Genomic DNA, 20,102 nt, shown 5'->3' on the forward strand with positions numbered 1-20,102 from the left:
GGGTGGTTATGAATAGAATTTTTTTTAGTCCTTTCCCTTTTAAGGTGCAGGTGATTAAAGGGTATTATAAGGAGTTTTTTGAGGGGTTTGTAGAGGGGGTGGAGCGGTGGTATGAGGTGAAGAGGGATAATTTTTGTTTTATAACTATGGGTGGGAGCTCCCCTCCTACAGGAGGGGTTGGGGAAGTTTTGCCCTTTGCTCTGGCTTGCCTCGGCTCACCGCCGCCGAGGGGCTCTTACCTTTTTCTTGATAAAAAGGTAACCAAAAATCAAGGCTTGGATCTGATGTCGGATAAATTCGTCAAAGCTTTGAGGTCGCCAGCACAAGCCCCGATGAAGACCTAAAATCCGCATGTCTGTCGTAATCTAAATATTACTAATTTATAAAGATGAATATCACCTGATTTTATTCGCCGATAATTATATTTTTAGCCTCAATTTCATTTTTGATTTGAATTTTCGAACAGATCTGGGATCCAAATTCTGTTTTGGGCATAAAAACGGTAATGAGATCTCCTCCCGGCGATATACCAGGTAACATATTGGCGCTATTATTTCTTTTTTTGTTGCTGAACCTATGGGTAGCGGTGATCCATCGAGTAGATTCTCAGTTTTAGCTGTCTGCCCTGTCTGACCCATTTGGCCGGCCGGATGATGAACCTGAAAATAAACTTTTTTAGTCTGAAAGATGGCTTCAGCGTTTTTACCTTTTGTGAAAAATAATCAATGATCTTATTGTATATGTTTCGGCAGACCGCTGTAAGATATAGGAAAACCAGGTTTTTGTCCAATGCGGAAAAAGGCATGTTGTTCCATCCAAAATCATTTTTGAGGATATCAAACTGCCGCTCCATGCCTCCTCTCTGGCCATAAAAACGGGCAATGGCTACAGTATCCGTTTCGAAGTCGTTGGTCAGGATCCCCCTATATCCATAGGCATCCTGGGTGATCAGGTCGACCTGGCCATCTTTTTTCAATCTCCTTTTGGCAACCAGCCTGTATGTCTGCGGCTGCCGGTCCTGTTCCCTGGCCTGAGTGGCAAAGGGAAGGATGTCAATGTATCCTACTTCCAGCGGGCCATCTCTGTCCTCCATCACTTTCCAGTTACGGATCTGGGGGAAATATTTCTCGACATAGCTGTTTCTGCACCCTATGTAAAAATGTTCCACTTTCTGTTCCAGGAGGGCAACCACGTCATACTGGTACGATGCTGCATCTGCCCTGAAGTTTCTGATCTTTTTTACCTTCTTTGTTTCAAGTAGATCAAAAATCCTCCCGAGCGTATCCCTTTGAAATGACTTTGCATCAGAATTCCCGTTCCTGTTTTCGATATAAAGTATAAACTGCTCATTGATCGTGCAGACACCCGGCTGATAGCCATAATCCCTTTTGTAGGTCATTTGGCTGTCCTGTTTCTCATTGAAAATGATCGTGTTGTCATAATCAAGGGTAAGTTCACCAGAGTCAAGGACCCCGATCTTTTTTAGGACTTCAAGGTTGAAGTTTTCAAGGGTCCGGTTGGTACAGTATTGATGTGTGACCGCCCCCCGCTTGGTTGCACAGGTTCTTGCCTGTTCGGCCAGCCCGGAGAGCCTTCTCAGAACAGTATCGGGACTTGCAAGCCTGACATAGGGACTGTCTGTAAAATGACCCCGCAAGTGGGTATGGAGATCTTCTACACAATCGCCGCCACAGAGAAAAACAGATTTGAGAGAGTAGAAGACATCCTTCCAGGAATACCTGCTCTGGGCAGCAACGCCAGGCAGATGTGCATGGCAGAGCTTATCGATTTCCAATCTGTTTAAGTAATCAAAAACAAAATTTATGCCTCCGAAAGCGGATATTGGGTCTGAATTTATTATTTTCACAGCAGTAATATTGGTCAACACTAATTTAAGTGAATATTACCTTGCTGCAAAACATTGTTTATCAAAGTTTTGCAGCATTTTTTTTCCTAACTTGCGGATTTTAGGAACTATCGGATCCAGCAAGGTGGCCCGCACAGCCTTCGCACATCAAAAAAACAGCGGCGCTTCGTTTAATCAGTTTTTGTTTACGTTTTCTATGGGCTGATTGAGCCCTCCGGGGTTTGTGTTCAAATTTTCAGAAGAATTTAAATATCACTTATGAAACACAAAACCACTGCGTTTAAGGCTTGGTAGTGCAGTCTTTTCTTTTGTGCACCTGTTTTTTGATTTCCCCACCACTTGGGATTGACCGCGTTCTTCGCTCCAGGCTGTGGTTGTTTAAGGCAAGCCTAGCATGACGCTAAAAACTAATCCCGAATATGAATCAACGAGGTCGGATAATTACACAAATTAGCAAGGAAACATAAATTCCGGTCTGCGAAAATCTATTTGATCTGCGGGAACATGACTCCGTCATTGCGAACTGAAGAAAGGGACTTCGCGTTGGAGTGAAGCAATCTTTTTTGACTATAGCCACGGAAACACAGAAATCACGGAGGAGATTAAAATTTTTCCGTGTCTTCGTGCTTCCGTGGCAAACATAACGCTTAAACATGTGCACAAAGAGCAAGAATTCACAGCGAAAAGTTAAAAGCGATTTCCTAGCGCCAGAATCTATTTCTAATAACATTTTAACTACTTTTGCCCTTAAATGAGTTTAAAAAAGAAATTTGCCAGAGAAAGTTTTACCATCATGAACGAATTGGTATTACCCAACGATACCAATACCTTAAATAACCTGATGGGTGGGCGTTTGCTCCACTGGATGGATATTGCAGCGGCAATTTCGGCTCAAAAACACTGCAACCGTATCGTAGTTACCGCTTCGGTTGATAATGTTTCTTTTAAACAGCCCATTAAATTAGGAGATGTCATTACCATCGAAGCCAAAGTAACCCGGGCTTTTAACACCTCGGTAGAAGTTCGTTTAGATGTATGGGCAGAGAATATTCCGAGTGGTGCACGCCAAAAAAGTAACGAAGCTTATTATACCTTTGTAGCGCTTGATCAGAGTGCACGTACCATCCCTGTGCCCGAACTGATTCCGGAAACGCCCGAGGAAATCGATTTATATGATGGCGCCCTCCGCCGCCGGCAATTACGCTTGGTTTTAGGCGGAAAAATGAGTCCTGATGAAGCCAGCGAACTCAAGGCACTTTTCTTTAAAGCGTAATTTTTTTCAACAAATTCCTTTCTGCTTGGTTTGATTGTTTTACTTTAGTGTTTACCTTACGCTGAAAAATATGACAACCTACACCATACTTATTATTTTAAGCGGATTAGTTATTTTCTCTTATCTGTTTGATTTAGTGGCCAGTAAAACCAAAGTACCATCTGTTTTATTGCTGTTGTTACTGGGCATTGGCCTCCGTTTCCTGGTCGATTACCTCAAAATACAAACCTTTAATTTCCTCTCTATTTTACCCACACTCGGTACTGTAGGTTTAATCCTCATTGTTTTTGAAGGTTCGCTCGAACTGAAGTACGACCGCGAAAAAAATAAAGTCATCAAAAGTGCTTTCTTCTCTGCATTAACCATTCTACTCGCCACAACATCCATCATCACGCTGATTATCTACCAGATTACGCATAAAGATTTATATACCTGTATATCCAATGCCATTCCTTTTAGTGTCATCAGTTCGGCCATTGCCATCCCCTCTGCTGCTGCATTGGGGAAACAAGACCGGGAATTTGTCATTTATGAATCTTCCTTTTCCGATATCCTTGGCATTATCATTTTCAACTTTGCCATTACCAACCACTCCATTACCACATCGGCCTTTATAGGCTTAGGCCTGAGCACTTTTTTAATTATTTTATTATCGGCCATTGCCTGCGTGGTACTGCTTTATGTAATGGGGAAACTGGTACACCATATTAAATTCTTCCTCATTATTTCGATACTCATCCTGGTTTATGCCATCGGGCAATCGTACCATTTATCGTCACTGGTGTTGATTTTGAGTACCGGATTATTTTTGAACAATGCCGATACCATCCAGAATGCATGGTTCAGGGGTGTATTTCTGTATAAAAACCTTTCTGCAGATTTATCGCAACTCTATCAGCTCTCTGCCGAAAGTGCCTTTATTTTAAGAACGTTTTTCTTTGTTATTTTTGGTTTTACCATGAACATTAGCGAGCTGAACGATAAACCTGTACTCGCCAATGGTTTTTTCATTTTGCTAACCATTTTCGCCGTTAGGTTTTTCTTTTTAAAGGTATTTAAAAATGGCGCACTTAGCCCAATCGGTTATATTGCACCACGTGGTTTAATCAGTATTTTACTTTATTTTAACCTGCCTAAATCGCTTAAAATTGCGGAGGTTGGCCCTTCTTTCCTGTTTTTGGTAGTGTTAGGCACCAGCCTGGTAATGACTTTGGGTATTACTTTAAGCAAAAATAAACCCGAAGAAACACCTACGGTTTAAATGAAGCCGAAATTGTTTTTATTTTCTGTAGTTCGGTAATTGGGTTGGTATTTTGCTGATAATAAACCGAGAAATAATCAAGGTCAGTTTTATGCTGTGCATACTTTGATGCATCGCCATTAATTTTAAAGTTTGCAATACTCGGATTAATCGCTTGTATAGGTGCAGCGATAATGTTACCGGTAATATTGACTACGGTTGCAACCACATGTCCGCCTACCTCTTCGCCTAATGTCGGGTCTTTTTCTCCCCATTTCCGAACGATGGCGCCATCTGCCCGTTTTTCATAATTATCGGCATTCCAGGGGTCATATTTCAAAAACTGAATAATACTGGCCTCCTTTTTCGGAGTTCTGATTTTAATCGTCTTAATCTCGTCCACCGGTAAAGTAACGGGACTACCGTCAACAATCATTACTACACTGGCAGAATCTACTTTATACAGCACCCCTTTTACAACATCGGCTTTCGTTTTTACAATGGCAATGTAGGGCTTAATTCCCTGCGACCTGCTTTCGCTTACGAACAGACAAGCGGCCAGGATCATGATCGCTGCAATGATTTTAAACTTCATAAGGAGGATGTTAATTGTAGATAAAACTATTCATAAAAACTGAAAATTGCTAACTGCATACTGAAAAATCCCAACTGAAAACTGTAAACTGCCGACTGAAAACTTTAAAACGTAGCATTAGACGCTCAGTAGGAAAACTCCAAACTAAAAACTCCCAACTCCAAACTAACTACGTAGCATTAGGCGCTCAGCAGGAAAACTCTCAACTCCAAATCAACTCCAAACTAACAACTTCCAACTCCAAACTAATCAGCGCTCATTTCCAATATCTTATCAAATTCATTAGCCTTAAGCGGCATGACCGATAAACGCCCCTGTCTGATTAACGAAATATCAGCTAAGCTTGGTTCAGCCTTAATCTGCTCTAACGATACCGGGTTCTTCAACGTTTCTACCGGAGCCAGATCTACCACCACCCAATTCGCATCATCAGTAGTAGGGTCCTGGTAAAACTCTTTTACAACTTTGGCAATACCCACTACGTTTTTACCCTCGTTACTGTGGTAAAAAAGCACCAAATCGCCTTCTTTCATGGCCTTTAGGTTATTACGGGCCTGGTAATTACGCACACCATCCCAAAAGGTACGGCCATCTTCGTTAAATTTTCCCCAACTGTATTTAAAAGGCTCTGATTTTACTAACCAATGGTTCATGCTGCTTTGTATTTATTTCGATTATTTTACCCTCAAAACTAAGAAAAGGGAATGGATTAGGAAATAGGTTGGAGAGATAAGCGATAACGTAAATAACGCGGTATACTTAATTATGTGTAATTATGGTTTCCAGTAATGTTGGTTAAAATTAATTTTATATTTTAGACCATATTTAATAAAATGTTTTAAAGGATTTTAGCTTCGTATATTTAAGAGTTGGCAGTATTTTTTAGTGACAGTAACCAATGTTCAAATTCTATACAATACCTTCAGAAGACATAATAGATAAACTTATTGGAGATGAAGCTACAATTAAGCTGTCTTCTGCCTTTAATCTTAATGACCCTTATGAACTTAAATTTAATTTGGACATAGACCCTTTAGCAGAGGGGCACGAAAAAGAATATTATAAAAATAATCCAGGTTCTTCTATTCAAGATTTTGAAGATTGGAAAAAACACGCGATAGAACACGATGGTTATACGTGGTACACAGAACAACAGCAAAGAAATTCTGTTGCACAGACGATTGCTTTATGTTCATTTACGGAGAAAAATGATAATAACTTAATGTGGTCACATTACACCAACAACCACAAAGGGATTTGTATTGAATATAAACCAGAACTATTTGAATACTTAAAAACTCTAAAAGGGTACCTTATCTTTTGGAAGGTAAATTATTCTGACGAACCGCCAATAGTTAAAGGGCTTGACGACATTAACTTGAAAGTCGAAAAAATCATGTTTAACAAACAATCCGAATGGAAATATGAAAGTGAGCACCGAATTGTTTTCTTAAGCGATAAGGACACGGAGTTTATACCAATTGACAGAAAATTTATTAAAGCTATTTATATTGGTTCACGAGCTGACATAGATATTGACCAAAAAATATTATCTGTATGTAATAATACTGACATCGAAGTTTACTACGGAATAAGTCTTGGAAAAACATATAAAGTACATTTTGAAAAACATAAAAATGGAACTAGTTATTCCAGAGCATTTTGGAGATAATCTAATCCTAACAAGGTATTGCACCCAAGCTAAGACTTGCGCTAGATGTGGTTTAGTCGCTATCAAAAATCACTAACAAATGGTATCTACATATACGCTTGATGACCTTAAAAACTATCACCACGAAGCTATAAGTTTCTTTGGATCTGAGCTAATGCTTTTGAAAGAAGTTATTCCGAAAATTAAAAATGAAAGAATTGCTAAAGCAGGGGTTCTATTAATAAGCTGTGGACAGACCGGTGCTGCGCTTCTTCAATTGGCTAGTCAAACGGATTCTTTCACAACGCAAGCGGGAATGCTTGCTCGTGCTTTCATGGAAACAATAACCAACTTTTGTTACGTTGGAGTTTGCGATGAGCATGAGTATCGGGCATTTATTCTACATCCAATCTACAAGCAATATCATAATATAGACAGTTATAGAATTGCGGATGATTTAGATTTATATATACAGAATATATCTGCAAGGAAGGATAAACAATCAAAATTCAAAGAAATTCCTATTGTAAAAGAAGCACTTGAGGTTTTCTCTGAAACAAAACCAAATTTGAACTGGACAAAAAAAACATTGTACCAACGAATCGGGGTATTAAAAGAATGGGGTAAGTTTATGGATGCGTTCTTTACTATTAATAAGATTCAATACTATTCTGATGCTTCCGAGGCTCTTCATGGTTCATTATATGGCTGTACTTATCAAGTTGGCACATTCGATCCAGAATTTGATTTTAGCAAGAAAGATGAATTAGAAAAGAAATTATATAAAGAGAGTTCATGCATTTTACTACATCTCGGCATGCTCATTCATGAATCATTTACTCTTATATCTTATTCAGACGATATAAAGGACATCTGGGATTATTCCTATAAAAATAGAGGGCAAGCATTAAACTTGTTGTTCCGTGTTTTAGAAAAGAAAGATAGCAAAACGACCTTTCAATAATTGGACTAGTCTTGTAATCCTTAACAACATAAGCTATATTTGGAAAAAATTACTTTCAATAAAATTAACGCCTCCAATGAATAAATTAGTAATCTATGCTGTATTCTTAACAGCACTTTATAGTTGTAGTAGTTAACCGAAGGAAACTTCTCGACAACGACTCCAAAAACAATTTTGGGAGCAAGAAAGTCTGAGCAACAGAATAAAGAGAGGCAACTAACGGCAGAATCTCAAGAGATTTGAATAGCTTACCTGCTTATAAAAAAATGAAAAAAAAGAGTGGAAGAAAAAGCTCGCTATGAAGCTCAAAAGATACAAAATCAATCATCAAGCTATAACGATTTAGAAAATAGAGTTCAAGAACTTGGGACGAAAATAAGAAACTTAAATCAAATGATCAATAATCTAATTTACACGCTATGGCATTACCATTTTTTCAATTATTAGCACAACAATCTGATGCAAGTGGTTCTAGATCGACAATACTTAAATCCTTAACATGGTTTCTTGCTTTGCTTTTCATTCTTCTGGGGGCTGCTATGACAGCAAAAGCTGATTCCTATATAACAATATTTATAATAGTTTTGATATCAATCACCTCATTTGTATTCTTATCAGCTTTTGTGTATTGTTTATTTACCGACAAAGATGCTCTAAGAAGTGAGAGCTATTCAATCAAAAAGATGCAGATTGAAAAGGGGATAATTGGAGATAGTACAACAGGAATTTTGCCAGAAACAGCTACTAGTATTATTGATGTTGAATCGGAAGAAGAATCTGCATAATGAGAAAGAAATACGTAATATCTATTAATAACTCGACAAAAGATCAAGAACAAGCTTTTGTAAGATACATTCAGGATAAGAACTGGGCATGGTGGCATAGGCTAACAAATACATGGCTGATAGTTGATGCTCGAGGAAATTCAAGCGCTGCAAGTATAAGAACTGATCTAAAAGAAATATTTGCAAACGAATATTCATTAGTTATTGAAATTAATGGGAATATAGATACTTGGGCAGGTTTTGGCTCAACTAGAGACGGAAAAAGCATGTTTGAATGGTTGAAAAGGAATTGGAAAACCTAACTTCACTAAGAAAGATATTCATGGAAAACAATATAGACCCTTTAGTTGAATGGGCCGTTTGGGGCCATCTTGATTCCAAAAATGACCTAGAGCTATTATTGCTAAAAGGACATTTGCTTATTGAAATAATTCTACAAACAGTACTTAAGCGTAATAATATTACAGAAAGTGAAAACTATTCATTTCACAGAAAAATAGTTGCTCTTGAACGAATTACAGTAGTAGATAATGAAGAAAACAAAAGATTAATAATACAGTATCTAAAATCCATAAATAGAATAAGAAACAAGATTGCTCATGATTTTCACTTCGACATTAACAATGGAGAGTTTGAAAAATGGGCTTCAGATATTCTAAATAACTTACAGGGCACGAAATACACTAAATACACATATAGAACTAGATTGGTTCATTCGTTCTCAATTTTATCTAAAAATATTCTTGAACTAACCGATGAGATTTAAGTAATTTAAAGGACTGGCGCATGCGTGCCGCGTGTGCATTTGATACTGGTGCACCTTAATATTTATTTCACACGCAGTGCGCCAGCACATTGTCTGAACTATCGACATTAATGAATGAACTAGCGACTCAACGTCTGAAATATAAGCCTAAAGTACAAAACTATCCCCATTACAAGCACAAGTCTCCTCGCTGGCGCACGCTTGTATCGATGCATTGATAGTCGTACATCTTAATATTTTATTTCACACGAGATACGCGTGCGCAAGCGCATTAGATTAATTTTATTGTTTTTCAGCATAAAACATCTTATCTTCAAACCAAGTTATTTTTAATAATCGAATATTATATTAATGCATCTTAATTGTCTCGAATGTGGTTGTGGAATTAGCCCACAAGTACATAATTATTCACACGATTACTTCGGAATACCACTTTGTATGCCACATCAAAAGTGGGTTAAACAGCAAGAATTAGTTAGCACTGTTTCTGCGATGTCTCTATATTTTGCTTTGAAAGATCGTGGTGTGCCGGCCCAATTGGAAAAGTTTGATGGCTATAAACACATAGATATTGCAATACCACAAGCGAAAGTTAATATTGAGGTTGATGGCGGTCATCATAATTATAGTGACAAGCAAGCATTATCTGATTTGAAAAGAACATATCATTCTTTTCTTAAAGGCTATCTTACACTTAGAATTCCAAATTCATTGGTTAAATATCACTTAGATGACACAGCAGATCATATAACTGAAATGCTGAATATAAACAGAGAAAGAATTGCAAGAACTAAGTCTACCTTTAAACAATTTTAATTTAAATAATAATGGCCGGCCCTCGCTGACACATGCATGCGCCAGAGCATGGAGTATTATTGATTATTTTATACTAAGCTGCTTTCACGAATGGTTAAAGCTAAAATTAAATACAAATGGATGACAGGAAGTTAATTTTACTGATCTTTTTAATCGTAGGATGCAGATCACCATTCTTAGATTCATTTAAACAGATTCGTTCATCGATAGAAAAGTCAAATGCTATCTTACAAGTCTCAAACCGAAAGATACTAAAAGAAATTAAAGCAAAGGACATTAACGCTATTTCGAACAAAGCTGATTCTATACAGTTTGCTAATCAAGATCTCAACGATTTGATTGACGAATACAAGAAAGAAATTGAAAACCTTGATTTAATTGGATCTGATGAAGATATTGCATATGAGGTTCTTGCTACTCCAGATTTTATTAAAGGTGCTTTAATGTCTGCAACCTCTACTCTTGTTAAGAGAGTTTCAAAAGTTGAAATCGATCAATCAATAAAGGCCCATCTTGACAGCCTCATTTCCGAAGTTGCTCAAGCTCATACAAACTCACTATATTTTGAGCAGCATTTCAAAGGCATCCCTTCTTCCAACGCCTTGGCAGAGCTTGCTAAGCTACAATTACAAAGTTCGGAAATGACAAATATTAGTTTAGTGGGGTTACTTAATAAAAAGTTTGAATAACCTACTGCAACGTCTTATCGACCGCAACGTCTGAACTATCAACCGCAACGTCTGAACTATCGACTGCAACGTCTGAACTATCGACCGCAACCTCTGAACTATCGACCGCAACATTTGAACTATCGACCGCAACGTCTGAACTATCGACCGCAACGTCTGAACTATCGGCTGCAACGTCTGAACTATCGACCGCAACGTCTGAACTGCCGACTGCAACGTCTGAACTATCGACCGCAACCTCTGAACTATCGACCGCAACGTTTGAACTATCGACCGCAACGTCTGAACTATCGACCGCAACGTCTGAACTATCGGCTGCAACGTCTGAACTATCGACCGCAACGTCTGAACTGCCGACTGGCAAGACGAAACCGCCCTAATTTATGCTTATTTGAGCAAAAAGATTTTGTAGATTGATATATTGTATCTATCTTGCCTATGCAGATTAATAAATAACATATTTTTTTCACCCAACAGAGAGAAAGCAATTTCAAAAATTAAATTTTAAAAATATTCCTGGACGAGCGTTTAAGAAACGTATTTTCTAATTTCTCTGAAAAGAGTTATTTGTTAGTCTGCAGCGTCCAGGAACTTTAATTAAATGTTATGCAGACTAACAATTGTAAAAACCCAGACACACAGCTCCCAAATGAGGTAGCAGCTGTAACCGAATTCCGGAAACTGATTGAAGCCTATTTCGATATGATTGGTTTATCGGATGTGAATCAACTCCTTACTGAAATGCTCAGCGCCTGTACCGGCCCCGATCCACGTTCCGGTAAACACAAACCCATTACCATTGCCAACACACTTTACGATGTAAACAACATCATCAAGCTATTAAGCAGAGCAAAACTTTTGGCCAATGAAAGCACCTTTAAGCAATATGCCCAAAACCAGGCTGATCAATTGTTAGCCGTTGGCCATTTCGATATAGAACACCTGACAGAACTGTTATACTATGGCTTAAATGCTTACATTTTTCAGGAAGAAGATTTTGAGGGTGCAAGCCTAAATTTCTCTGCCGAGATTACCGCAGCCTATAAAATGATTTTTGATTGGTTAGCCGCTTGCGATGCCTGGCGTAACGCTTTTGAGCATGATGAAAGTAATGAAACGATCCATTTAGCAGCCACAGCATAAACGTTTAAATTTTAAATGGCCATTTATCTTATACAGCTTTGAGGGGCCACTCCCCTCCTTTTTAAGGAGGGGTGTCCAAAGGGCGGGGTGGTTAAGGTTTTTAACCACAGATGCACACAGATCAACACGGATTTTTATAGCTGTGTGCATCATTTTTATCTGTGGTTAAATTTTTTCACCACTAGCGCAGCTCTTAGTGTATAGGCTAGCGGACTGCTGACTTATGCTTTTAAGTAATTAATTGAGCGTCTTCTTTAAAACTAATCAGGTCTTACTCCTGGCTTATGAGCTAAGACTTGAGCTAAAATGAGGTATTTAAATCATAGCTTAACCTTACATCATATGCGAACTTTACTAAAATGATCTTTGTTAATACTTGATTTTGTACGTATACTGAATTATAAGTATTTACGCGTTTTCATATCTACCAGTGCTTTTTCTTTTTAACTTAGTGCAGTAATTACAATCACAAGTAGAGTCTTCATTTATGGCTGTGATGTTAAGACTTGTGATAGATGCGGTCTAGAGATTTCATACATAACCAAACAATCCAATATAAGCTATGGATCAAAAATCAGAAAATGTTAACGAATTGGTTAAATACCTTGAAAAAGAAGCAAAACAACATCAATCGGCTTGTAGAATCAAGAATGTTTTAGCTCAATTATTGTTTTTAATTACAATTACATTTAGCGCACTAGGCTTGATTAATACAGGAACAGACTGGTTTAACTTAAAAGAAATGTCAGCAATTGCTGCTATGCCAGGAATTATTTTAATTTTTTCAAATACTTTTAAGTTCGAAGAACGTTCAAAATGGAACAAATTAAAGCAAAGAAAGTTAGAAGGATTACTTTTCAAATTGAAATTTGAAAATGCTATGGTCGAAGAAATTTCCAAAGAAATGCGAGAGGAGCTAGAAAAACTTGACGAAATGAGAGTTCAATTAGAAAAGCCGACTACAAAATAAATTCATTACTAGCGCAAATTTTAGTTTCTAGGCTAGCAGTTGGCAACTACGTATTTAAAATAGAATACAACTAAACATAGATCAAATCCGGTTAGTTAGCATTTAAATGCTAACTACAATATCTATATTTGCGATAAAAGTAACGCCTTTAAATATGTCCAACTTAAAGACTCTCATTCCGACTTTCGCATTTCTGATACTATTTAATTATGCAAGTGCACAATCTGCCAATTGCAGAAAAATGAGAGAAGGTGTCTTTAAAATGGTTACACAAGGCATTCCCACAACAATTAAACGGTATAAAGACTATCAACTTGAGTATTTTAATAACTCCAATAAGCCAGTATCTTTTAAAGTTCAATGGATAGACGATTGTACTTACACGCTCAAACCCAATGCAAGCGCCTTCCTTAAGTACCCGCAAATCCCAAAGAATGCTTTACTAACCGTCAAAATAACTAAAACATATGAAAAAGGTTACACTATGAAAACCACAGCCAACTTCAATGATAAAACTATGGTTGGGGAAGTAACCAAAGTGAAATAGAATCCGAACACAACTATACATTATTAGCAAAAGTTCTAGTGTATAGACTAGCGGGATGAGTGACTCGTGCTTTGATTATTTATCTTTTTTATATTAGTTACGGTGATTATTAAAACCTGCTAATTAACCGCTCTTCATCAATGAGGGGATAAGTGGTTTAACACCTAACGCTGAGGTAAGGGAGAAGGCAATAATGATATTGTTTACATCAATTTGATTTACGTTCTAGAAAACAATAAAAGGCAAGATTAGCAACCATTATTATCATGCGACAATACCTCTATATCCTATTTTTTCTCCTTTCAAGCTGCTCATCAAGCGATCCAAAAGCGATTTTTGAAGACAGAACTGGTTTATCAATTAGTGATTCTATTAGTAATGTCAAGGCTACCGATAATTACGAATTGCTGGAAGGAGAGTTCAGCATCGTGTTTAAAACAACTCAATCTCAAATTAACTCGTGGCTAAAAGGTAGTCCACCGTGGAATAATCTAAAATGGCACAAAGGGAGAATCCCACCTGAAATAGGCGTTGCTGCTCAATTTAGCTTTACAGAAGTATCTGGTTTAGAAGTCATTAACGATGACGAAGCCACTTATTTCGGTGATGAGAATCTAATAAAACTACTTAATGACACTACAAACTACTACAGTTATGTGGAAGATTGTTGTGCTGCTGAAAAAGATTTGAGATTTCATGATGGAAGACTTTTGATACTTCAACCACATACCAAAATGATTTATTACGCTGTATGGGATTTCTAAGATAAAGGTCGCTAACATCCATTTAACTATAGGTCACTGTCTTACCAAACGAAATGATAACAAAACAAATTAAGCACTTACTTGAAACTTAGGCGCTAAGATCTGTGCCAGAATTAATATCTTGTTTAACAGATACCAGGTTTAACCTCTCAGCTTACCCGGCGTTACTGCAAACTTCTTTCTAAAGGCATTGCTAAAGTGCTGTACTGATGAATAACCGAGCATAAAGGCGACTGATTTTATGGAAATACCATCCAGTAGTAGCTCTTTTGCATGGTTAAGCCTGTAATCGCTTAGGTAGCCAAATATGCTGTTATCAAATAATCCTTTAAAACCTTGTTTCAGTTTAAATTCGTTAATGCCGCATATTTTAGCCAGTTCTGCAACCGATGGTGGCTGGTGGATATTTTGGATCAGGTAATCTCTGGCCTGGTAAATGCATTCCCGATCATAATTAGAAGATAAAGCCGCAGGCTGTTTTTGGTTAATGGCCCGTTCAAAAGCTTCAGCCTGGAGCACAAGGAGTTCGATACATTTTGATTCGATAAACATCTGTTTCAGGCCTTCCGGGTAATCACAATCGAGAATATCGCGGATGCAGTGCTGCATGGCCCATGAAACCGGGAGGTTTTGCTCCGACAGTTGTGCGTAACGACCAGTATCAGCATGATCTGCTAAAATCTGTAATGCTTTGGTGGAGTGCTCTGCCAGCTGCAAAAACTTTTCCTTAGCAAAATGTACCTCAAAAAAGCGGTAGCTATTGCTGGTATCATATTGGCCTGTACCATCAAGTTCAGGCATGTAAATCATATTCTGCTGGTTAGCATTAAAGGTGTACTGCTGTTTATTTACATCGTTAAAGATGGTGCCATTGCCAGAGAGTGTAAAACGGAGTTTAATCATATCCGGCACCTCGTATGTGGGCCTGAAATATACCTGTTGTTGTTTAAACAGGATATCGCCATATACGATGTAAATGCCAGGAATATTAATCTGTACCAATTCGGCATCGCTGAAAGAAAAACTATATTTATCCTTTCTTTTGGTAACCAATCCCCCCTGTACGGGAAGATCATCAAAGCTGCCCCCTACCTTTTTCCAGGCACCATAATTCTTACCAACATTGATTCCCATAAGCGCAATAATCACAAAAAAAGCCGAGATAACATGCTGGGATTATCCACATTTCGGTTTTTTGTAAAAGAAAATCCTTTTTGTGTAAAAGCATGAAGCAGGTATTTTTCAATTTTGCCCGAATTGCGAAATGCACCGCAAGAGATTACTTATGATATTATGGAAGAGCAAGTAAACCCGATTACCTTAACGTTTGATGAAAAAATTGATGTTCTCCCACCTAAAAACACGCTAATTTTTAAGCTTTTACAGGATTTACCTTTAAAAAAGGAAGAAAACATATTGGAAATCGGTCCTGCAGATACCGAACACCTATCGTATCTATTGCAGAAGGCAAAAAATATCACTTACACGGGAACTTATTTCTCAGATGCTGGAATAAAAAATGTCTTTTCCGCTTATAAAACCGATGGCAACAATGTAGAGTTTGCTAAAATAACGGATAATGAACTCGATTTACAGGATAATTCCTTCGATTGGTGTTTTACAGCCGATACCATCTATTTTTGGCCCGATCCATTAAAATACCTATCTGAAAGCTACCGGGTATTAAAATCAGGCGGAAAAATGAACCTCGCCTTTGTTGAAAAAAACTTTGGCGCCCACCTACCCTGGACACAGCTCGATTTTACCTTTTACGAAACTGATGAAGTTAAAAGCCTTTTCAAGCAATCGGGATTTGTAAATATTGAAGTCAGGAAAATGACAGAAACGATAACGGATCAAAATCGAAAGGAGATCACCAGACCGTTTGTTATCGTATCAGGCCAGAAAAAATAGTTGATCTGGTTTAAATTCACATGCTTGTGGAATTAAATATCATTAAGTTAGGAAAAATTAAAGATTCCTTCGACTACAATTCTGAGGGATCGGTAAGCTCCAATAGAATGGTCGTCATCTCGACCGTAGCAACGCGCAGTGGAGAGATCTTTGAACTATGTTAAAAGATTTCTCCACTGCGGTCGAAATGACGCCTCTCGTGTATCCGTGTCTATCCGTAGCCTGCTGCGGACAGAGCAAAAAAATCCGGACCGCCGTTGTTGTTTCTTCAATGGAGCCGCTCCGACACAATTATACATCAACAATACTTTAAGATAACTTCCACTTTACCTTTTATTCAGCTATTATTAACCTGCCGATCTAAGGTGAGTCAAATCTTTGATCTACCTGATCTCCATCAGCTGTATCACTTAACCAAAGCAAGGGTTAAGCAGTGTGAAGGCAGGTGTAAGGCAAGCCTGGGCGGAAGGTGGCTAAAACGTGGGGTAAAGGTGGCGTAAAGGTGGACTTAAAGTAATGTTTTTAGGAGGGCTTCAATCAGACGGATTGATTTGGGTTATCATCGCTTTTGATTGACCTAATATAAAAAATTATGGTGAAATGGGCAAAAAAGAGCTTCGTAATTGCAGGTAAGGGCAGCAGAAATGCAATTTGTTCGTGTCTGTCCGTAGCGTTCCGAAGAGTTCTACGGATTAATAATAGAAAAGAGTCTGTGATTCGTTTCTATTAAGTTTATAAACTCAATTTATTCTTGTATCTATCGAGATGCTATACTTAAACCACGGACAGAACCGCAGGCCAATGATCAAGGCAATGTTCGCTAAGACTTGCGCTAGAATACGAAAAGACAATTTCACTTGAAGAATCGTCTTACTGAACTTGTTTCAGGATCTTATTGTGATAAATTTAGAACAACATTCGTCACAATAATTCACAATAAAAGAAAAACGGCTTACCTAAGAAATGAGTAAGCCGTTTCTACAAATTCAAGGTTGGTGGCTAACCAACCTATCTGAACATTATGTCATGCTGTTAAATAGCGCTATAATAGTCGTTTATATATCTGCCCGAGAAAAGATCCTTCACAGCGTTCAGGATGACAAAAAGGGAAGCCTAAACAACTAAAAATAAACATATAAGTCTTAGTTATTTAACCACCTTCATCTGGCCTTTCATCACCATATAATGGCCCGGATAGGTACAAATAAAAGGATATACACCAGGTTTGTTAGGCACAGTAAAATAAATCGTATCCGATTTTCCGGGTTGTAACAATGAGGTATAAGCCAATACCTTCGGTGTTGCCGGAACAAAATCATACTTTTCGCCATCAAGGCCCATTTTCAAGGCCATTTCTCCTACTGCATTACCTGATGCCGGCATGGTAAGCACAAAATTGTGCAACATATCATCCACATTTTTAAAGGTTAGTTTTACTTTAGTGCCGGCTTTTAGCGTAATATTGGTCAGGTCAAATTTCAAACCTGGTTTGGTACCCAATACAATCGTTTTATCTGGTCCTTTAGCCCAGGTTTCAGGCTGCTGGGTAACATGTTTGGTAACATCGGTATTGCCTTTAACTGCGCCACCCGCTGCAGGCATATTGCCCATTTGGTGATGCTCCATGCCTTCCATATGGTGTGCCGCCTGTGCGTTGCCTGTAGGTTTATTTTCATCAGTTAGCGCCAGCTTTTCTCCATCCGGAATTTTGTTCATGGTATAATATCCATAATCGTGCAATAAAGGGATTTTTCCATTCTCACTTCGTAATCCTTCCATTTTAATTTCGTGGATATAACCTTCTTTTAAACTATCCAACACCAAACGTACCTTTTTATGATCAGGAGAAACCACAATGGCTTTTATGCCGCGCGCCGATTGGTTAATTACCGGACTGCCGTAAATGTGGTGGTATTTATAGGTAAAAGTAGAGAGTTTATAAGTGCCTGCATCGCGGGCAGTTTTTTCGTCAACCGGCATGGTAAACTCCAGCTCGAAACCGTCGGGCTGGGCCTTTACCGTTTGTACCTCAAAGGGCATAATACCCGACCAGGTTAAACGCTGCAGTCCGTATTCGGCTTTGCCTGTTGATGACCATCCTCTTGAAGTCATCCCCACCAACATGCTCCCATCTGAGCCCCAGTTCATCCTGAGGATACCCGAAGAAAATCCCCTGCGGAATGGAAATACCACCCCCTGATACACCCCTTTAACTTTTTCTAAAGATACCCTGTTGATATTACTCTGCGATTGATCGCCCACAAAAAGCTGCCCTTTAAAAGGCCCCATATTGCCATTATCGGTATAATTAAGAATACCTGATGTAGAGTTGCCCATAATGGAATGCGGAATCCACACCGCAGGCGTTTTTAATCCAGGCACTCTTTTGGCCACCTCAAATTCAGGTTCTCCGGTATCAGGAATATCCTTTTTGTGAAGTTTAACCGGTGAGCCAGGCTCATCCGACCATATTAAGCCGGCAGGATTGCCCACAAAATCGCCTTCCTGCACATGGGTAATGCTGCCCGAGCCTACCCAGTCGCCCTGGTTTTCGGCATAAAATATCTCTCCGTCGCTATTCAGCGCCATTGCTGCAGGCGAGCGGAAGCCGGTTGCGAATGGCTTCATTTTGAAATCAGGCGTAAATTTGAGCATCCAGCCGTGCCATTTAGATAAACTGGCACCGTAACCGATCCAGCCCAGGTTCAATGTAACCACCATATTGCCATCTTTATCCAACATCGGACCATAAGCATATTCGTGGTAATTGCCCGATAAAGGCCAGGAATACATCGTGCGGTATTCATCAGCTTCGCCATCACCATCCAGATCGCGCAGGCGTGTAATCTCGGCACGCTGGGTTAGGTAAATATCTCCCTTAATATAGTTTAGGCCCAATATTTCGTGCATGCCATGTGCAAACAAGCGGTATTTGGGCTGTTGGCCGTCTTTCATATACGGATTGGTAATGATCCAGACTTCACCTTTACGGGTGGCTACTGCCAGCTCATCGTTAGGTAAGAAAGTCATTCCACCCACTTCAAGTGAAATTTCTTTGGGTATGGGAACGGTTACGATGGGATAAATCTGTTTTTCTGTTTGTGGTTGTGTTTGTGCTTTTACCGTTACCAGACCAGTGCCCAGCAACAAAAGAGACAATAAGTATGTTGATTTTTTCATGTCTTGATTACCAGGTGATGGAATAGGTTAACGAATCGGTGGCATTGGCCAGTTGTACCAGCAGTTCTTTACCCTTTTGGGTTTTCCTGATGAAAGCTTTTGCACCATCAGCTACTTTTATGGTATAAGCTTTTTCGCCAACAATATAACTATTGCTTTTATGTGCCTCGATGTTCGGGCCTACTGCAATACGACAATAAAGTGGTTGCTCGCTATTTTTGATACTAATGGTACGGCTGAGTCCTGCGCCACCATCTAAAACGCCTATTTTATCGCTTACATCGGCACCGTTAGCCGTATATAAAAACGTAGGCATTTTGCTTTTATCTAAAACGTAGCCCTGGGTTTGCAGATCGTCAAAAGCAATGGAATCTGGCCATGCGGCATCCTTATCGGCCAGTGAAGCAAGGGCTGGGCTTGCAGAAAGTGGTAAAACCGTACCTAAAGGTTTAGCAAGTTGAGGCTCCCCCCTATCTTCCCACATTTCTCTGGCATCTATAAAATCTCCACGCCATACTTCCAGCAAAGCACCCTGTTTTAAATCATAAGCATAGTTTACCTTTTCTGGCGTACCTACAGAAATTACATGGGTACGTTTTTTGCCTTCAAACATCAGGAAACTTCGTAATAAACAAGGTTTAGTTGTTACATTAATGATGTAAGGATTGGCATTTTGTGCCATAGAATAAGCTGCGCAGCTGGTCAAGAGTGCCAGGCAGCACATCATTCGTTTGTAGATCATAATTTTGATTTGGTTAAAGCGCAACAAAACAATCGGTTGCATAACAAATATATCATTAGCAGATCAGTTTACAAAAACAATCGCCCATAAAGCATACAATAAGTTAATTTACAACCAGATAAAGTTAAATTTTAATCAGACAAACGATAGCATAATCAGGCCATAAATTAGTAAAACCTTTTACTAAAAATGTATA

At 38.7% G+C, this 20,102-nt stretch carries 20 protein-coding genes; 14 read left to right on the top strand and 6 right to left on the bottom strand.

Annotation, left to right across the window (positions count from 1 at the left end):
- Positions 1-574: 574 nt before the first annotated feature.
- Positions 575-1,867 carry an IS1380 family transposase gene (locus ACFE6N_RS12110; RefSeq protein WP_378936753.1) on the bottom strand — a complete coding sequence of 431 codons (1,293 nt, stop codon included), beginning with the start codon at positions 1,865-1,867 and terminating at the stop codon, positions 575-577.
- Between the two features lie 751 nt (positions 1,868-2,618).
- On the opposite strand from ACFE6N_RS12110, the gene ACFE6N_RS12115 reads away from it, so the two are divergent.
- Both ACFE6N_RS12115 and ACFE6N_RS12120 read left to right on the top strand, forming a co-directional pair.
- Positions 2,619-3,140 (top strand): acyl-CoA thioesterase, encoded by a 522-nt coding sequence (locus tag ACFE6N_RS12115; RefSeq protein ID WP_090500110.1) that lies wholly within the window; start codon positions 2,619-2,621, stop codon positions 3,138-3,140.
- A gap of 70 nt (positions 3,141-3,210) precedes the next feature.
- Complete coding sequence (locus tag ACFE6N_RS12120; protein WP_378936756.1) at positions 3,211-4,401, top strand: sodium:proton antiporter; 1,191 nt, start codon at positions 3,211-3,213, stop codon at positions 4,399-4,401.
- Here the strand turns inward: ACFE6N_RS12120 and ACFE6N_RS12125 are convergent.
- Both ACFE6N_RS12125 and ACFE6N_RS12130 read right to left on the bottom strand, forming a co-directional pair.
- Positions 4,391-4,975, bottom strand: a complete 585-nt coding sequence (locus tag ACFE6N_RS12125; RefSeq protein ID WP_378936758.1) for a hypothetical protein — start codon at positions 4,973-4,975, stop codon at positions 4,391-4,393. The genes ACFE6N_RS12120 and ACFE6N_RS12125 overlap by 11 nt on opposite strands.
- 245 nt (positions 4,976-5,220) lie before the next feature.
- Positions 5,221-5,628 (bottom strand): EVE domain-containing protein, encoded by a 408-nt coding sequence (locus ACFE6N_RS12130; protein ID WP_378936760.1) that lies wholly within the window; start codon positions 5,626-5,628, stop codon positions 5,221-5,223.
- 245 nt (positions 5,629-5,873) lie between these two features.
- Between ACFE6N_RS12130 and ACFE6N_RS12135 the strand changes: the two genes are divergently transcribed.
- The 11 genes from ACFE6N_RS12135 to ACFE6N_RS12185 all read left to right on the top strand — a co-directional run bounded on the left by ACFE6N_RS12135 (position 5,874) and on the right by ACFE6N_RS12185 (position 14,070).
- The gene (locus ACFE6N_RS12135; RefSeq protein ID WP_378936762.1) at positions 5,874-6,647 is read left to right on the top strand and encodes a DUF2971 domain-containing protein; all 774 of its coding nucleotides are present in this window, start codon (positions 5,874-5,876) and stop codon (positions 6,645-6,647) included.
- 79 nt (positions 6,648-6,726) lie between these two features.
- Complete coding sequence (locus ACFE6N_RS12140) at positions 6,727-7,590, top strand: DUF5677 domain-containing protein (protein ID WP_378936764.1); 864 nt, start codon at positions 6,727-6,729, stop codon at positions 7,588-7,590.
- Positions 7,591-8,009: 419 nt separating this feature from the next.
- Positions 8,010-8,375, top strand: coding sequence for a hypothetical protein (locus ACFE6N_RS12145; protein ID WP_378936766.1), 366 nt, complete (start codon positions 8,010-8,012; stop codon positions 8,373-8,375).
- On the top strand, positions 8,375-8,677 hold the full coding sequence (locus ACFE6N_RS12150) for a hypothetical protein (protein WP_378936768.1): 303 nt from the start codon (positions 8,375-8,377) through the stop codon (positions 8,675-8,677). Before ACFE6N_RS12145 ends, ACFE6N_RS12150 begins: the two co-directional genes overlap by 1 nt.
- On the top strand, positions 8,650-9,141 hold the full coding sequence (locus tag ACFE6N_RS12155) for a hypothetical protein (RefSeq protein ID WP_378936770.1): 492 nt from the start codon (positions 8,650-8,652) through the stop codon (positions 9,139-9,141). Before ACFE6N_RS12150 ends, ACFE6N_RS12155 begins: the two co-directional genes overlap by 28 nt.
- Before the next feature lie 438 nt (positions 9,142-9,579).
- The gene (locus tag ACFE6N_RS12160; protein WP_378936772.1) at positions 9,580-9,957 is read left to right on the top strand and encodes a DUF559 domain-containing protein; all 378 of its coding nucleotides are present in this window, start codon (positions 9,580-9,582) and stop codon (positions 9,955-9,957) included.
- A 116-nt stretch (positions 9,958-10,073) separates the two neighbouring features.
- A complete protein-coding gene (locus ACFE6N_RS12165) occupies positions 10,074-10,646 on the top strand; it encodes a hypothetical protein (protein ID WP_378936774.1) in 573 nt (190 codons plus the stop codon).
- A gap of 606 nt (positions 10,647-11,252) precedes the next feature.
- Positions 11,253-11,789, top strand: a complete 537-nt coding sequence (locus ACFE6N_RS12170) for a hypothetical protein (protein ID WP_378936778.1) — start codon at positions 11,253-11,255, stop codon at positions 11,787-11,789.
- Positions 11,790-12,351: 562 nt separating this feature from the next.
- Positions 12,352-12,759 (top strand): hypothetical protein, encoded by a 408-nt coding sequence (locus ACFE6N_RS12175; RefSeq protein ID WP_378936780.1) that lies wholly within the window; start codon positions 12,352-12,354, stop codon positions 12,757-12,759.
- Positions 12,760-13,000: 241 nt separating this feature from the next.
- Complete coding sequence (locus ACFE6N_RS12180; protein WP_378936782.1) at positions 13,001-13,306, top strand: hypothetical protein; 306 nt, start codon at positions 13,001-13,003, stop codon at positions 13,304-13,306.
- A gap of 266 nt (positions 13,307-13,572) precedes the next feature.
- Positions 13,573-14,070 (top strand): hypothetical protein, encoded by a 498-nt coding sequence (locus tag ACFE6N_RS12185; RefSeq protein ID WP_378936784.1) that lies wholly within the window; start codon positions 13,573-13,575, stop codon positions 14,068-14,070.
- Positions 14,071-14,211: 141 nt separating this feature from the next.
- On the opposite strand, the gene ACFE6N_RS12190 is transcribed toward ACFE6N_RS12185, so the two are convergent.
- Positions 14,212-15,204: a helix-turn-helix domain-containing protein gene (locus ACFE6N_RS12190; protein ID WP_378936786.1), complete on the bottom strand. Its 993-nt coding sequence runs from the start codon at positions 15,202-15,204 to the stop codon at positions 14,212-14,214.
- A 159-nt stretch (positions 15,205-15,363) separates the two neighbouring features.
- Between ACFE6N_RS12190 and ACFE6N_RS12195 the strand changes: the two genes are divergently transcribed.
- Positions 15,364-15,984, top strand: a complete 621-nt coding sequence (locus ACFE6N_RS12195) for a class I SAM-dependent methyltransferase (protein WP_378936788.1) — start codon at positions 15,364-15,366, stop codon at positions 15,982-15,984.
- Positions 15,985-17,130: 1,146 nt separating this feature from the next.
- Here ACFE6N_RS12195 and ACFE6N_RS12200 read toward each other — a convergent pair.
- Both ACFE6N_RS12200 and ACFE6N_RS12205 read right to left on the bottom strand, forming a co-directional pair.
- Positions 17,131-19,164: a plastocyanin/azurin family copper-binding protein gene (locus ACFE6N_RS12200; RefSeq protein ID WP_378936790.1), complete on the bottom strand. Its 2,034-nt coding sequence runs from the start codon at positions 19,162-19,164 to the stop codon at positions 17,131-17,133.
- Positions 19,165-19,171: 7 nt separating this feature from the next.
- Positions 19,172-19,906, bottom strand: a complete 735-nt coding sequence (locus tag ACFE6N_RS12205; protein ID WP_378936792.1) for a hypothetical protein — start codon at positions 19,904-19,906, stop codon at positions 19,172-19,174.
- Positions 19,907-20,102 lie beyond the last annotated feature (196 nt).

This window comes from Pedobacter sp. BG31 (assembly GCF_042464845.1).
Taxonomy (GTDB): Bacteria; Bacteroidota; Bacteroidia; order Sphingobacteriales; family Sphingobacteriaceae; genus Pedobacter; species Pedobacter suwonensis.